This window comes from Mucilaginibacter sp. P4_D1, from assembly GCF_056401935.1.
The window spans coordinates 445439-459306 of the sequence record NZ_JBFUIJ010000001.1 but is presented as its reverse complement, the minus strand read 5'-3'; the positions used below and the strand labels follow the sequence as shown (position 1 = coordinate 459306).

The window sequence follows — 13868 nt, the reverse complement described above, 5'->3', positions numbered from 1 at the left end:
CATGTAGGCTGAGTTTGATTTGCCTTGTAAATCTTCGTTCCTACCGATAGAAAAGCTCTCGAATAGATCCTCCGTCCCTACTCATGACATGTTGGAAAATCCCAGACTTGCGAAGTTTTTAAAACTCCGCAAGTCTTTCGCCGATGTTTTTTAGGCGATTTTAAAAAAATCTCCAGGCAAAAAAAATCCGGGCGACAGGTTTAACGCTGTTCCCGGATGTAAAATTACTTTAATTTATATTATAACAGTTTAGCCCTGTTATCTTTTACATTGGCATTATCTTTCAGCGCATCCAATACCTGTCCATCTGCACGTTGTATTAAGGTTTGCGCTATTTGTTGCTTTTGCCTTAAGTTGTTGGTGAGCGGTGCCGGATTGGTAAAGCCCTCAACAATATAAACAAATACGCCTTGTTGGCCGTTAACCGGTTTTGAAAGCTTATTAGGCTGAGAACCGAAAATAGAACCCACAACTTTGTATTCGGCGCCTGCCTGGCCCGGTATAATCGGGTTAGCAAAAACAATATTTTGTACCGGAACGGCTTTGGAGCCTACCTTTTGAGCAACCTGATCAATTGATGATGATCCGTTCAGCGCAGAAGCAAATTTTTCGTTCAGTTGTTTTGCTTTTACTTCGTTACGCACAGCAGGTTCAATTTGCTTTTTAACAACGTCAAGCGGTAAAATGCCCTTAGGTTTAATTTGAGTTAAACGAGGGATGATGTATTGATCGCCAACCGTAAATACTTTATCGGACAGGTCGCCTTTGTCGGCTTTAAACGCCCATCTTACAACTTCACGGGCATTATCCAAGCCTGGCAGGCCTGCAGCTGTACCGGCAACATCGTCAGCACTTAGCTTTTTAATACCTTCTTTTTTTGCTTCGGCATCAAAATTATCTTTTGTTAAAGCAGCTAAAAATCCCTGGGCTTTACTGTAAGCAACAGTTTGTGTTTTACTGCTGGCAACAATCGGTTTATCAACAACAGCCACTTTAATAACTTTTACCGATCCTTTTTGATCCTCCACCTGTATTAGGTGAACACCAAACTGTGAGGTAACCACAATCAGGCTGCCTTTGCTTGCTTTAAAAGCCGCGTTGGCATATTCGGCGGCAATTTGACCCTGGCCACCAGCCATTAAGCCATTAACATCAAATGAAGGTATTTCGCCACCTTTAACAGCGCTGCCTTTATCTGTCGAAAAATTGGCAACAAAATCTGTAAACGGCCTGCCGCCTTCAATTAATTTTTTAAGTGAATCTGCTTTAGCCGTTGCTTTTTCGATACCACCTTCAATTTGAGGGCTAATCAAAATATGCCTGGTCCGCACCGAGTCGAAGGTTGTTTTAACATCGCTTAGCTTGGCAATTTTATAGCTTCCGTTTGATACGTAAGGGCCATAAACAAAACCTTTGGCAGCGTTAAACATCAAAGTATCTAACTTAGGCTCAAACGCGCCCTTTTTCTGGAATACCAGCGGAGTTTTTGTTTCAGAGTTAATCTGTACAAAAAGCGAATCGTTGGTGCTTACTTTAATACTATCAACCAGTTTGTTTACTTCGGTCTTAATAGCAGCGCTATCCTCTTTAGAAGGGGCGCCATTAAAAGCTACATAATCAAATGACCTGGTTTCCTGCTGATTTTTAAACTCAGCTTTGTGGGCATCATAGTATGTGCTGTAATCGGCATCGGTTAAAGTTACCTTGGCATCGGGAATAGACGCGTAATCAAGTGTAGCGTATTTAAAGCTAACCAATTTGTTTTTTGCCTGGTAATCATCATTAGCCTCTAACGAGTTTACATATAAGCCATTGGTAACAATAGCCATGTATTTGGTTTTTTGTTTAGCTTCAAATACCTGCGTCAAAAAATCACCCCACTGACGTTTTGCAGTGGTATCGGCTTTTGCAGATGATATAAAAGCTAAATACTGGTTCAGTTTGTTTTTATCAAACTGGCCGGTTTGCTGATCAGCAAACTGGGGCACGCGGGTTATCTGCTGGTCTGGGTTGTTACCGGTTACCATGGCAGCAGCTTCATCGCCGCCTACAGTTAAGCCTAATTTTTCAATCTCTTTGTTAAGCAACAGTTCGCTTATCACCTGGTTCCAGGTAGTTTCCTGAACATAGTTTAATATCTGGGGCGAAATACTTTGCCCCGACTGTTGCCTAAACTGGTTTGTGTTTTGGTCGAGTTTTTTGTTAAACTCATCTAATTGAACTTTTTCGCCGTTTACTTCGGCAAGTTCGTTGCGGTCGTCTTTAAAAAAGGACCCACCTGATCTTACTACCTCGCTCACGATGAATGCAAAAAGTGCAACCCCAATAAAGATTGCCAGGATTTTTCCCATCCGTTCGCGCAAGAAACCCATTATACCCATATACTTCTGTAATTATTATATTCTTTTAAAAGAGGGCGCAAGATACAATTTTTAGTAAAATTCTATAACACAAAATTTTCCTGAAAAAAACAACATTATTGTGTCACTTTTTCGTCTACGTGAAATATGCCCGTACTGCTTTTTAATGTTGGGTGCAGGAAAGCGTCATCGCTTTCAAAACTATCGCCGTTCATCACGTTGCCGCCGTTCATGGTTACCTGTACTGGTTTGTGCGAATAAACTTTTTTTGTGGTCTGGTCCCAGTAAAGTTCGTCAGATTTATAGGTTTCGCCTTTGGCATTGGTTGCCACTACGTTTTTGTGAAACTCAATAAGTTTTTTAGTATCGCGGGAAATACCCGTATCTGCAACAATGTTACCCGATTCCTGCTGGGTTTGCTTATCGTAAAGTATAACCTTTACGCCTTTGGGCATCAGCTTATAGGGTTCTTTTGTTTGGTACTGCAGCATAAGCGGCGCCAACAGGTGCAATTTAACCCTTGCCGAATCGCTCATAATCAAGTCAACCCCGGTTGTTGGTTCAACCACTACGCCCATTTCGGTAGATGCAATCTCTTTAACCTTGTTCAGGTCGTTTTCGCATGAGGCTATAAACAAGCCAAATAAAGGCAATAACAGCAGGCTTGCGCCCTTCATATATTTTGCCCCGCTGTACATGCTGTTATTAATCAAATTTATATTTGGTAAACCACCTGTCGTTAAGCGTAAAGCCTAAGTGCAGGTTAACGTAGTTTTCTTTAACCAGGCCATTGGCCAGCGTACCTCTTTTACCAACCTCGGCCGAGAAATTGATCTTGTAAAAGCTGCCATTGTTAGGGCGTAAAGGCAAGCCAAAGCCGGCGGTTACAGCTACCCTTTTTATTCGGGTGTTATTAACAACCATGTAAGTTTCATCGTAAATACCACCTATACGGTAATCAACAGTAGCCAGGTAGTTGCGTATAGTACCAATGTTTGGTGTAATTTGCGCGCCAACATTAATGGTGCGGCTATTTACCAAACCTTGGTTTTGACCATCAATAGTGTAGTTTGACCATTGCCCCATCGAGTAATCGGCTCCAATTAAAAATTTACCATCATTTTGGAACGACACCCCAAACCTGTTTATTTGCGGCAGCTTCAGTTTTACTGATGACCCTTGTTTATTTATCACACTATCAACCGCGATGTTGGGGTTACCGTTAGCATCGTTGGTATAGTGGCTTACAATGAAGCTCGATTGTGAGTTGAGTTTTGATCCCGCTGATGCCGAGTAACCCAGGATAACATGTTTGGTTTCGGAAAGGTCAATGGAATATTGTAAACCATAATCATAATTTAAACCGCCAATAGCATTGGTTTGCTCAATTTTTGTGTTCAAAAATCCTGCAAGTCCGGGCGTTTCGGTGGTTGTATTATCTTTTAAATTACCAAATATATAGGATACATTACCACCTATTAATAAATGTTTGGCAATTGTAAAGCCATAACCGATATACGCTTTTGATAAGCCACCGTCGCCATTATAAGTATAGTTGGTAGTATTGGTATCGGCCGGCGAAGAAGTGCCTAAACTGCTAACCGATTTTTTGTAGTTATATCCACGTTCGCTATAGGGCAACAAGCCAAAACTAAATGCCGAATGCTTACTAACAGGAATACCAAAAGCGATGTGGCTTAACCTGAAGTTTTTATTGCTTTGGCTGGTTTGCCCGGTTTGGCTCAGGGTTGAAAAGTTGCTGTAAATACCTATATCAATAGTAGTTAAATTGATAGCCGCGTATGATGCCGGGTTAAGGAAGTTGATGTTATTAAACAGGCTGATCCTGTTGGTAGCAACGCCAATGCCGCCTGTGCCAAGGCTTTGAGCAGTTGATTGTGGGGTCATATCGCCCAAACCGAACCTTGAATATGGAGAGCTGGTGGTAGACTGCGCGTTTGCTGCAAATACAATTACTGCAGAAAATAGAAGTGTTAAAAGAAACCTGGTATATTTAATCATTATGCTTTTGTATAGCTGCGTTTAATCCTTTTAAAACCAAATAAGGTTCAATTTTTATATAGGGGGCAAAGATGCTGTTTTTTAACAGCGTATCAAAAAAAATACTGTCGCCCCCACTTAGCACAATATTTAGTTGGTTATCAATGGCTTTATAGCTTTCAATAAACCCGGTTAACTCATGTTTTATACCGTTTTGCACACCCGAACGTATAGCAGTTTCGGTATTGTTTCCGTAACCTGGCGTAAACCCGGCATCGGCATTTATAAGCGGCAAACCGGCAGTATAATAATTTACTGCCTTATAACGCATATTTAAACCCGGTGATATGCTGCCTCCAAAATAATTCCGGTTGGCGTCAACATAGTCGTACGTTATGCAGGTGCCGCCTGCTATTACCAGGGTATTTTGCCCTGGGTATATATGGCTTGCCCCTATTACGGCAGCCATTCTATCTGTACCAAGTGTTTCGGGGGTTAGGTAGTGGTTTTGTATTCCACTGGTCATGGTGTTATTAAATGTAACCAGCGGTATTTTTGATGTTAAGCTTGTTTGCCAGGGCTCTACATTTTTTTTTACCGACGATACTATCCCCCTGTCAACCTTATACTCACTGATCAGTTCATCCGGCCTGGTTATGGGTACATCTTCAAATTGTTCAACCGTAAGTAACTCATCAAGCTCAAATACGGCAATCTTTGTAAATGTGTTACCAATATCGATAACCAGGCTGGTCATCAGGCCCTAACTACTGATAATATTGATTCAAAAATGGCCAGTCCGTCTTCGTTAGCCAATAATGAATCGGCAGCACGTTCAGGGTGAGGCATTAAACCAAATACGTTGCGGGCAGCATTGGTGATACCGGCAATATTTTCCAATGATCCGTTAGGGTTGGCATCAGCTGTAATATTACCTGCCTCGTCGCAATAGCGGAACATTACCTGGTCGTTATCATTTAAGCGTTTTATCACGTCGGCACTGGCAAAAAAGTTACCTTCACCATGGGCGATAGGAATTTTGTATGCCTGGTTCTGCTCCAAACCAACGGTAAGCAACGATTGGGTTGTTTGCGGTTTAAGATAAATGTTACGGCAAATGAATTTACGATTTTCGTTATGCAACAAAGCGCCATCCAGCAAACCGGCTTCGGCCAATATCTGGAAACCGTTACAAATACCCATTACGTAACCGCCTTTTGCAGCAAACTGGATAACTTCCTGCATAATTGGCGAAAAACGGGAGATAGCACCCGAACGAAGATAATCGCCAAAGGAGAAACCACCGGGTAAAACAACAAAGTCTACACCTTGTAAATCATGGTCTTTATGCCATAACCTCACAACCTGCTGACCCATTATTTTTTCTAATACATATATGATGTCTTCATCACAGTTAGAGCCGGGGAATATAACTACGCCAAATTTCATCTGATTTGTTTTTTGTGTAAGTTTTTATGATACTACAATCGCCTTGTTGTTTGTTTAAACAGCAGCCAATAATAGTTTCACGCTACAAAACTAATATAACCGCTGAAATTTGGACGAATGTAAAAGTTAAAATTTGTTAAACTGAAAGTAGATAATACTGATTAACAGCAATAAAAACAGGCTTTCGTAAAACCATTTTTTGGTTGCATATAAAAAATAATAGGCAAAAAACACCGCGGCGGGTGCTATACACAACAAAAAATGGTTAAGTTGAAAGGAGGCGTTCACGTAAAATGAAAAGCCGGCAATCAAAAAAATGAAAAATAAAAGCTGGAAAGATTTACGGGTTTGCACGTAACTTTTAAAGAAATTTTGCTGTAATTTAAAAATGCAAAGCACCAATATCAGTAAAACAGGTATCAGCAGCAGGTAATTATAGGAATTGATGCTGATGTGATCAGGAAACTTTTTACCCAGCGGCAACCAGATATTGTAAAAAACGGCAATTTTATCGTTCAGATAGTAAAACACAGCCAAAAAGAAAAAGATAGTAGCATACCCCAAAACGCCCGACACCCACTCGCGCCAGTTGAATGGTTTAAATAATATAAGTGATATCCAAATGATCAAAAACAGGTAAATAAACGGGAAGTAAATAAGCGAGCCAAGCGCCACAATCATACCTGCATCATAAGATATTGATTTGGCGCTATCGCCTTTGTACAGGCTAAACAACTTAAACAACATCCATATCAGCAAAAAATTACAGATGAGTGGTGCGCTCAATATCAAAAAAGGCGAAAACAACCCCGATAGCGTTACATACATTAAAGCTGGCAAAAAAGAGGGCTTGCTTAATAAATTATAGTGATTTATTAAATAGTTAAGCAGCAACGCTTGTATTAGTATCAACACCGCTGCAAGAAAAACATTCAACCCGGGCGACAATGCGTACTCATAAGCAACCGGCACCAGCAGGCGTGCAAATGGCTCAACAAACACAAACTCCAGTTTACCAGGCACCTGTATTATATAACCCAACCGGGTAAGGAACAATACAACCACCAGCCACAATACATTCAAAGGATTAAAAGACCGGAAAACCTGGATCATAGCGGGCGATATTTTGCGGCGGTAAAATTAGCACAAAAAGCCAAAAGAGTGGTAATAGATTTAAGGCGATCTGTTTACTGCGCTCCTTCAGATTCGTGCAATTGCTTATTTATAGCCTGTAATTTTGCTATGGTAGCATTCATGTCGGCCTGCTGTCTTTTAAACTCACGGGGTGTTATATAAAAGTAGGCAAAGGCTAACCACCCCAATGAACATACACAGGATACTATCGCCCAAAAAAAACTCATTTTTCTTTCAAACTCTATCATATATAAAAACAAGCCCAGTCCCAAAAACAGGAAATATAATTTTAATACCCTGGTTTGAATGAACTGCTGTTTTTTTTGTATCGACATTAATTCGGCCAGGTAAGTAAAGGTATCCGTTTCGGGGTGGCTTTTAAAGAGGCCCATATACAGGCCATTGCTGACGATCATAAAAGCAACTATGGCAAATACAATGAGCACAACACCAATGGTAGTAGTAAGCACACGGGTATCTAAATTCACCCCAACGTATATTATCAAAACTACTGTTGCGAGCAATACCAGGTTGGTCCATATCAGTTTATTCCTTGTTTTATTTTTTATGCCCATCGCTTTTTTTATTACCGCTTTAATATCGGGTTTGTCGCCGGCTGGCTGTTGCTGCCAAAGCGCTTTTAAATCAATATTGCTGCTCATACTTTTTAAATTTTTGAGATAGTTTTTCTTTAATCCTATAAACCTTTACCCTGATGTTGGTTTCGGAAAGACCAGTAATAGCGGCTATTTCGGCTTGCTTTACATCCTCCAGTTCCAACGAAATGATGATGCGGTCAATCTCGGGCAGTTCAGCTATACATCTATACAGCAGTTGCACCTGGCCTTCCGTATCAGGTGGCGGTTTATCTTCCAGTTCGGCCGGCATCTCGCCTGGTGGCATTCGGTTTTGTTTCTCCAACTGGCGCAGGCAATGGTTTGATGCTATCCGGAAAATCCAGGTACCTATGGCCGATTCGTTCCGGAACTGATCCAGCTTTTGCCAAACGGTAATAAATGTATCCTGCGTAACATCGCGGGCACGGCCATGATCGTTCATGTAGCCCATGCATACGCGGAAGATCTTGCCGTAATATGTATCGTAAATTTCTTCAAACGACATGCCCTTGTTTTGTTTCGATTGTTTAGATACCGGATTTTTTAAAATGCTACATTTATTTTCCGATTGCAAATTTGGCGTATCTTGAACCGGTAATTGAAATATATAAATTATTTTTAGCTTGCTGTCCTATTCCATAAAACCTGATCGTCCTATAGCTTTAATCACCAAAATTTAAATCATCATGAACGAATTCTTATTGATCTTCAGACAAGTTGAAGAAACCGCAACTGAGTCGCGGTCGCCAGAGCAGATGCAGGAAACCATGAAATTATGGATGGACTGGCTGGGCGGTATTGCCGCGCAAAACAAACTGGTTAGCAATGGCAACCGCCTGTATAACGGCACAGGATCGGTGGTAAGGCCCGATGGGATAGTTACCAACGGCCCTTACGTTGAAATAAAAGAATTAATAGGCGGCTATTCCATGATCAAGTGCGATACGTTGGAAGAGGCTACCGAAATTTCAAAAGGCTGCCCCATTTTGCTGGTTGGCGGCAATGTTGAGGTACGCCAGGTTGTGCCCATGAATATGTAATTTTATGCTGCTACCTCCCTGTACCGGGGAGGTGGCTTTATACCGCCATGAACAAAACCGAACTGCTGCCGCATTTATTCCGTACCGAGTACCGCAAAATAGTATCTGTACTGTACAAGCACTTTGGTTTTGAGCATCCCGAAATTGCCGAAGATATTGCCAGCGAGACTTTTTTAAGTGCCGCCGAAACCTGGGGGCTTAAGGGCCTGCCCGAAAACCCCGTAGCCTGGCTTTACGCCGTAGCCCGCAACAGGGCCAAAGACTATTTAAAGCGCAATAAAATCTTCGATCAAAAGGTTACCCCCATCCTGCAGTCAGCACAGACGGATTATGCTGAATTTGAAATAGACCTTTCGGACAAACACATTAACGACAGCCAGCTACAGCTGATGTTTGCCATATGCCAGCCAGTGTTGCCTGCCGAAGCACAGGTGAGCCTGGCGTTAAGAATTCTTTGCGGGTTTGGGATTGATGAAATTGCCGACGCTTTTTTATCCAACAAAGCCACCATCAATAAACGCCTGTTCAGGGCGAAGGAAAAACTGCGGGAAGAAAAAGTGAAGATTGAGTTCCCGGCAACCTCGCAAATTAGCAAAAGGCTGCAGGCTGTTTTAACTACGCTATATTTACTGTTTAACGAAGGTTATTACTCAACCAGCCAGGACACCACTTTACGTAAAGACCTTTGTTTAGAGGCTATGCGCCTTACCTACCTGCTCATCGAAAATGAGTTGACCAACCTGCCCGAAACTTATGCCCTAATGGCACTGATGTGTTTCCACTCCTCACGTTTTGATGCGCGTACCGACGAACATGGCGAAATGGTACGGTATGACGACCAGGATACCAGCCTTTGGGTTGATGAACTGATACACAAAGGAAAACACTACCTGGAACTGGCCTCCAAAGGTAACCAGGTAAACAAATACCACCTGGAAGCGGCCATTGCCTATTGGCATACCGTAAAGGAGGATACCATAGATAAATGGGAAAGCATTCTGCAATTATACAACCGCCTGCTGCAAATTGCTTATTCGCCGGTGGCCGCCCTTAACCGTACCTATGCCTTGTATAAAGCCCGTGGTAAGCGGGATGCCATTGTTGAAGCCGAAAAATTAAAGCTGAACGATAATCACCTGTACCATGTGTTATTGGGTCATTTGTATAAAGATGCAGATAACACATTGGCCATAGCCCATTTGAAAACCGCGCTAAACCTGGCCAAAACAGCAAGCGAGAAAAGCCGCATCAAAAAAGATTTAGAACAATTAAAGTGACCTGATTTTCGTTAATTTTATCCCTACATGTATAATAATATCTACAACTTTGTTTATCATGCAATTACGGATAGTCTTTAACCGAAAGTCTTAAGCTCTCAATAAAAAAGGATAAATCTGACTGTTAACTCAATACTTAGTACTATTAACTTAACACCACATGGCCTACGACGAACAATTGACCAACCGCGTACGCGAAGCATTAAGCGAACAGCCCAAAATTGACGAGATAAAAATGTTCCAGGGTTTGTGCTTTATGGTTGATGATAAAATGTGTGTTTGCGTGCGCGATACCGGCCTGCTTTTCCGCATTGGCCAAGACCAGGCAGCCGTGGAATTAGAAAAAGGCGATTGCCGCCAGATGATAAACGGCAGCCGTGTAATGAAGGACTATGTTTGGGTTGATGGCAACGACATTAACGCCAACAAAAAATTTAGCCATTGGATGGCATTGGCTTTGGAGTTTAATAAGGTAGCTAAGGCATCTAAAAAACGGGGAGAGAAGGTTAAAGGCGAAAGATTAAAGGCAAAAGGTAATCCATAGCTTCCCGATGACTGTGTCCCCACAGTCATCTTCCCGACATGTCATATGGTTTACGAGAAGTATGATGAAGAGCGACTTGTGAGGACACATATGGCCCAATGAGACGTAACTCTTAATCCCTCAACGTATTATTGCTCCTGTCGACATCCGGTAGTAAATTATCAGGATCGACGATTACCCTGGCAATTTTAGAAGTTGTATTACACTTAAAGCTCCATTTAGGACCACGCTGCCATACCTCCACCGGTAATTTTACAATTTGCGTTTTACCGTTTTGCTCCACAATTTTTACGGTAACAGGCATTACCATTTCGCGCAGGTTTTCTATGGTGATGATGGCGCCCGATGCCGCGCCGTTTTTATCATACTTAATATCGGTAACAGCCTGGTCGATATTCCAGGTGGTGTAAAACCACTCTTTCCAAAACCAGGTAAGATCTTCGCCTGCGGCATCGTTCATGGTACGGAAAAAATCGTCGGGTTGGGGGTGTTTGTAAGCCCAGCGTTTTATATATGTTTTGAAAGCGTAATCAAACCTATCGGCACCCAAAACAGTATTGCGTAATAAATTAAGGGCGAAGGCAGTTTTGTAATAATACATCCCTCCTTCGTTATTCACCTCGGGTGCTACCATCAGGGCATCTTTAGCTTTCAGCATTTGCGGGGTAATACCAACCGCCGGGTTACTTTTATCGGCATACTCGCCATTGTTAAAATGCGACCATGCGTAACCATTTATAAATGTATCAAAGCCTTCATCCATCCAGGCAAAGCGGCGCTCGTTACTGCCCACAATCATCGGGAACCAGTTGTGCCCCATCTCGTGCGTAATATCCCGGAACAGGTCATCGTCCTTAATACTATAGCTGCAAAACACAATGCCCGGGTATTCCATGCCCAAAGCCACACCGGCCACTACGGTTGCCGAGTGCCATGGATATTCAAAATAGGTTTCTGAATAAAACTCCATGCTGTGTTTTAAATACTGCACAGCCCGGTTGTATTTGTTGGGTGCCACACTCTCTACCGGGTAAACGGCCATGACCAGCCCCTTTTTGCCCGATGGATAATTTACTCTTGCTGCATCCCACATAAACGCCCTTGATGCCGACCAGGCAACATCCCTGGTATTTTGCATTTTATAATGCCAGGTTAAAGTACCCGTTTGTTTTGGACGGATGCGGGTAGTAAGTACTTCCTGCTGTTTAATAATGCTAACGGTGCTGTCGCTTTTGGCGGCATTGGCCAGGCGGCTTACCTGGGTAGCGGTCAATACTTCGCGCGGGTTTTGCAGATCGCCGGATGCGGCCACAATCATATCGGCAGGGGTGGTAATGTAATAATCAACATTGCCATACTCACAGTAAAATTCGCCGGTACCCATGTAGGGCAAAGTGTTCCAACCCATTACATCATCGTAAACACACATGCGCGGAAACCATTGCGCCAGCTGGAAGATAATACCATTTTTGGTAGCCAGCCGACCCATGCGGTCGGCACCATGCTCGGGTATCGCAAAAGTGTAATTTACTTTGATGCTGATTTTATCGCCATGAGGCTTTACTACAAAAGGCAAGCGCAACTGCATCCGGGTGTCAGTAATAGATGGGGTAATGGTATAGCTTTTACCGTTGTATACTACTGTTGTTGCCGTAACCTGGTATCCGCCTTTAAAACCGTTTGAATCAAACCTGTCGCCCTTAACCGGCGTGGTTGCCACGCCACGCGAATCGGATTTAAACAAATTCTGATCCAGTTGCAGCCACAAATAATTCAGGCTATCGGTACTGTTGTTGGTATAGCTGATGGTTACATCGCCGGTTATAGCGGTATCTTTTTCTACCAGCGCGGCATGAATTAGATAATCGGCCCGGTTTTGCCAGTATTTGGGGCCGGGCGCACCATTGGCATTACGGATATCGTTGCCATTGTGTTTAAAAAAACTATAGTCAAAAACCTGCAACGGATCATAGTTTGATTTGCTTTGCGCCATTACAGAAACCGGCATCAACAACGCGGCTAACAGCCACAGGTAGGTATGTTTTTTTATCATGCTTAATACTTTGATTTGGAAAGCGCGGACAGTTTTGGCCGCCATAATTATCAATCCCTGAAATTATTGATTAAGGTTGGCTTTTACATTGCCGGGCACAACGCAAACGTTTGACTAATTGGCGTTGGCGACCTGTTTTGATATCGATTTTGAAGGTAATGAACCCCTTGTCTCAAAAATAAGCTATCCTGTTAAAGCAATCGGGTTAACTTCCCGGCAGGAAGCCAACCAAACAGATGCTAAACAACGCCCTGTCAAACGTTTGCGTGATATAAAAAAAGTGAACGGGGTTAAAATAAACTTAGCCTTCGGTGCCTTCATCAATAGCCGATGGTGTATCATACCTGTTCAATGATTTTTGCAATAACATTTTCATCTGTTTTACCAAAATCCTGGGGCCCAACACTTTTATTTTTGGCCCGAAGCCCAGCAGTTCGCGCTCCAGTTCAAAATTCATGATCACGCGGATGGTAAAAACTTTGCCTCCATTTTCTTCGCTTACTACTTTTTGGGTATGGTGCAGGGGCTTGGTAATCACGTAAGGCGCGTTGGCATCATCAATCCAGAACACCACCTGCGTATCGCGCTGCCCCGGCGATTTGGTTACGCCGATAACATCATTATAATAGGTGCCAAAATCTATCGATTTATTTTCGCGGTACTCATCGGCATGCCCTTCTATGGTTTGAATCCTGTCGAGCGCCAGGTTTAGCATTTGGGCGTTTCTTTTATGCGGCATGCCCAATACAAACCAACGGTTGCGGTATTCCTTTAGCAGGTACCCGCTAAAGCAAAAGGTGTTAGCCTCGCGCGCTTTGAATGATTGGTAAGTAATGCACATGGTTTTTTTAGCTACGATGGCCTTGCGGATAACCTCGATATACTCCAGCCCCTTCAGGTTGTCGTTTTTTTCAAAATCGATAACCGGCGCGCTGTGCGTTTTTTGAGAATAGATTTTATCCTCCAGCTTGCTCACCATCTCGTTCAGATCGGTAAAGTGGTTAAAGCCTTTAAATTGTTTTAGCAGGCTTGATACCTCGCCCAACACTTTTAAATCCTGCTGGTTGATAGGGCTGTTGGTAATGCTGTAGTTTTTATCGGCATAGGTGTAGTATTTTTTATCAACCACTATAATGGGAGCCTCATAGCCCAGCTTATTGCTGCGCATCATCTCTATATCTGCCTGTACCGATCGGCGGCTCACGCCTTTATCAATGCCTTCAAATTCGTATAAGGCATCTGAGCAGGCATCAATTAAATCATCAAGCGTCCATTTTTTATAGCGGTTTTGCAGGCAATTGTCAATGGTGCGGTAGCGGATAAGGGCATTGCGGTTTACAGGCATGTTTTGATTTCGGAATTCGAATCTTCGAATTTATAAATTATTAAAGCA

Annotated in this window: 13 protein-coding genes; 3 read left to right on the top strand and 10 right to left on the bottom strand. The window is 42.6% G+C overall.

The features are described from left to right. Positions 1-239 precede the first annotated feature (239 nt). The 8 genes from AC1DV1_RS01875 to AC1DV1_RS01840 form a co-directional block, all read right to left on the bottom strand. A complete protein-coding gene (locus AC1DV1_RS01875; protein ID WP_477354366.1) occupies positions 240-2381 on the bottom strand; it encodes a peptidylprolyl isomerase in 2142 nt (713 codons plus the stop codon). Positions 2382-2476: 95 nt separating this feature from the next. Continuing rightward, positions 2477-3073 (bottom strand): LPS export ABC transporter periplasmic protein LptC, encoded by a 597-nt coding sequence (gene lptC, locus AC1DV1_RS01870; RefSeq protein ID WP_477354363.1) that lies wholly within the window; start codon positions 3071-3073, stop codon positions 2477-2479. Beyond that, positions 3066-4382 carry a BamG family beta-barrel-assembly machinery protein gene (gene bamG, locus AC1DV1_RS01865; RefSeq protein ID WP_477354360.1) on the bottom strand — a complete coding sequence of 439 codons (1317 nt, stop codon included), beginning with the start codon at positions 4380-4382 and terminating at the stop codon, positions 3066-3068. Before bamG ends, lptC begins: the two co-directional genes overlap by 8 nt. Next, positions 4375-5118, bottom strand: a complete 744-nt coding sequence (locus AC1DV1_RS01860; RefSeq protein WP_477354357.1) for a type III pantothenate kinase — start codon at positions 5116-5118, stop codon at positions 4375-4377. The genes bamG and AC1DV1_RS01860 overlap by 8 nt, the downstream gene beginning before the upstream one ends. Continuing rightward, on the bottom strand, positions 5118-5810 hold the full coding sequence (purQ, locus tag AC1DV1_RS01855; RefSeq protein ID WP_147055617.1) for a phosphoribosylformylglycinamidine synthase subunit PurQ: 693 nt from the start codon (positions 5808-5810) through the stop codon (positions 5118-5120). Before purQ ends, AC1DV1_RS01860 begins: the two co-directional genes overlap by 1 nt. Before the next feature lie 126 nt (positions 5811-5936). Beyond that, positions 5937-6923 (bottom strand): DUF6427 family protein, encoded by a 987-nt coding sequence (locus tag AC1DV1_RS01850; RefSeq protein WP_477354354.1) that lies wholly within the window; start codon positions 6921-6923, stop codon positions 5937-5939. A 74-nt stretch (positions 6924-6997) separates the two neighbouring features. Beyond that, positions 6998-7606, bottom strand: coding sequence for a hypothetical protein (locus AC1DV1_RS01845; protein ID WP_477354351.1), 609 nt, complete (start codon positions 7604-7606; stop codon positions 6998-7000). Beyond that, positions 7590-8066: an RNA polymerase sigma factor gene (locus AC1DV1_RS01840; RefSeq protein WP_477354348.1), complete on the bottom strand. Its 477-nt coding sequence runs from the start codon at positions 8064-8066 to the stop codon at positions 7590-7592. The genes AC1DV1_RS01845 and AC1DV1_RS01840 overlap by 17 nt, the downstream gene beginning before the upstream one ends. Positions 8067-8247: 181 nt before the next feature. Here AC1DV1_RS01840 and AC1DV1_RS01835 point away from each other — a divergent pair, with 181 nt between their 5' ends. The 3 genes from AC1DV1_RS01835 to AC1DV1_RS01825 all read left to right on the top strand — a co-directional run bounded on the left by AC1DV1_RS01835 (position 8248) and on the right by AC1DV1_RS01825 (position 10422). Beyond that, positions 8248-8601, top strand: coding sequence for a YciI family protein (locus tag AC1DV1_RS01835; protein ID WP_477354345.1), 354 nt, complete (start codon positions 8248-8250; stop codon positions 8599-8601). Positions 8602-8648: 47 nt separating this feature from the next. Further along, positions 8649-9878, top strand: coding sequence for an RNA polymerase sigma factor (locus tag AC1DV1_RS01830; protein ID WP_477354342.1), 1230 nt, complete (start codon positions 8649-8651; stop codon positions 9876-9878). A 160-nt stretch (positions 9879-10038) separates the two neighbouring features. After that, positions 10039-10422, top strand: a complete 384-nt coding sequence (locus AC1DV1_RS01825) for a TfoX/Sxy family protein (protein WP_477354339.1) — start codon at positions 10039-10041, stop codon at positions 10420-10422. Between the two features lie 112 nt (positions 10423-10534). Here AC1DV1_RS01825 and AC1DV1_RS01820 read toward each other — a convergent pair whose 3' ends face one another. Both AC1DV1_RS01820 and AC1DV1_RS01815 read right to left on the bottom strand, forming a co-directional pair. Beyond that, positions 10535-12475 (bottom strand): M1 family metallopeptidase, encoded by a 1941-nt coding sequence (locus tag AC1DV1_RS01820; protein ID WP_477354336.1) that lies wholly within the window; start codon positions 12473-12475, stop codon positions 10535-10537. Positions 12476-12776: 301 nt separating this feature from the next. Next, positions 12777-13820, bottom strand: coding sequence for a helix-turn-helix transcriptional regulator (locus AC1DV1_RS01815; protein WP_477354333.1), 1044 nt, complete (start codon positions 13818-13820; stop codon positions 12777-12779). Positions 13821-13868: the final 48 nt, after the last annotated feature.

Excerpts from the sequence above, each read along its gene's own strand:
- purQ (WP_147055617.1), bottom strand. The coding sequence starts at position 5,810 with ATGAAATTTGGCGTAGTTATATTCCCCGGCTCTAACTGTGATGAAGAC.
- AC1DV1_RS01860 (WP_477354357.1), bottom strand. The coding sequence starts at position 5,118 with ATGACCAGCCTGGTTATCGATATTGGTAACACATTTACAAAGATTGCC.
- AC1DV1_RS01875 (WP_477354366.1), bottom strand. The coding sequence starts at position 2,381 with ATGGGTATAATGGGTTTCTTGCGCGAACGGATGGGAAAAATCCTGGCA.
- AC1DV1_RS01820 (WP_477354336.1), bottom strand. The coding sequence starts at position 12,475 with ATGATAAAAAAACATACCTACCTGTGGCTGTTAGCCGCGTTGTTGATG.
- AC1DV1_RS01835 (WP_477354345.1), top strand. The coding sequence starts at position 8,248 with ATGAACGAATTCTTATTGATCTTCAGACAAGTTGAAGAAACCGCAACT.
- bamG (WP_477354360.1), bottom strand. The coding sequence starts at position 4,382 with ATGATTAAATATACCAGGTTTCTTTTAACACTTCTATTTTCTGCAGTA.
- AC1DV1_RS01840 (WP_477354348.1), bottom strand. The coding sequence starts at position 8,066 with ATGTCGTTTGAAGAAATTTACGATACATATTACGGCAAGATCTTCCGC.
- AC1DV1_RS01845 (WP_477354351.1), bottom strand. The coding sequence starts at position 7,606 with ATGAGCAGCAATATTGATTTAAAAGCGCTTTGGCAGCAACAGCCAGCC.
- AC1DV1_RS01830 (WP_477354342.1), top strand. The coding sequence starts at position 8,649 with ATGAACAAAACCGAACTGCTGCCGCATTTATTCCGTACCGAGTACCGC.
- AC1DV1_RS01815 (WP_477354333.1), bottom strand. The coding sequence starts at position 13,820 with ATGCCTGTAAACCGCAATGCCCTTATCCGCTACCGCACCATTGACAAT.
- AC1DV1_RS01850 (WP_477354354.1), bottom strand. The coding sequence starts at position 6,923 with ATGATCCAGGTTTTCCGGTCTTTTAATCCTTTGAATGTATTGTGGCTG.
- AC1DV1_RS01825 (WP_477354339.1), top strand. The coding sequence starts at position 10,039 with ATGGCCTACGACGAACAATTGACCAACCGCGTACGCGAAGCATTAAGC.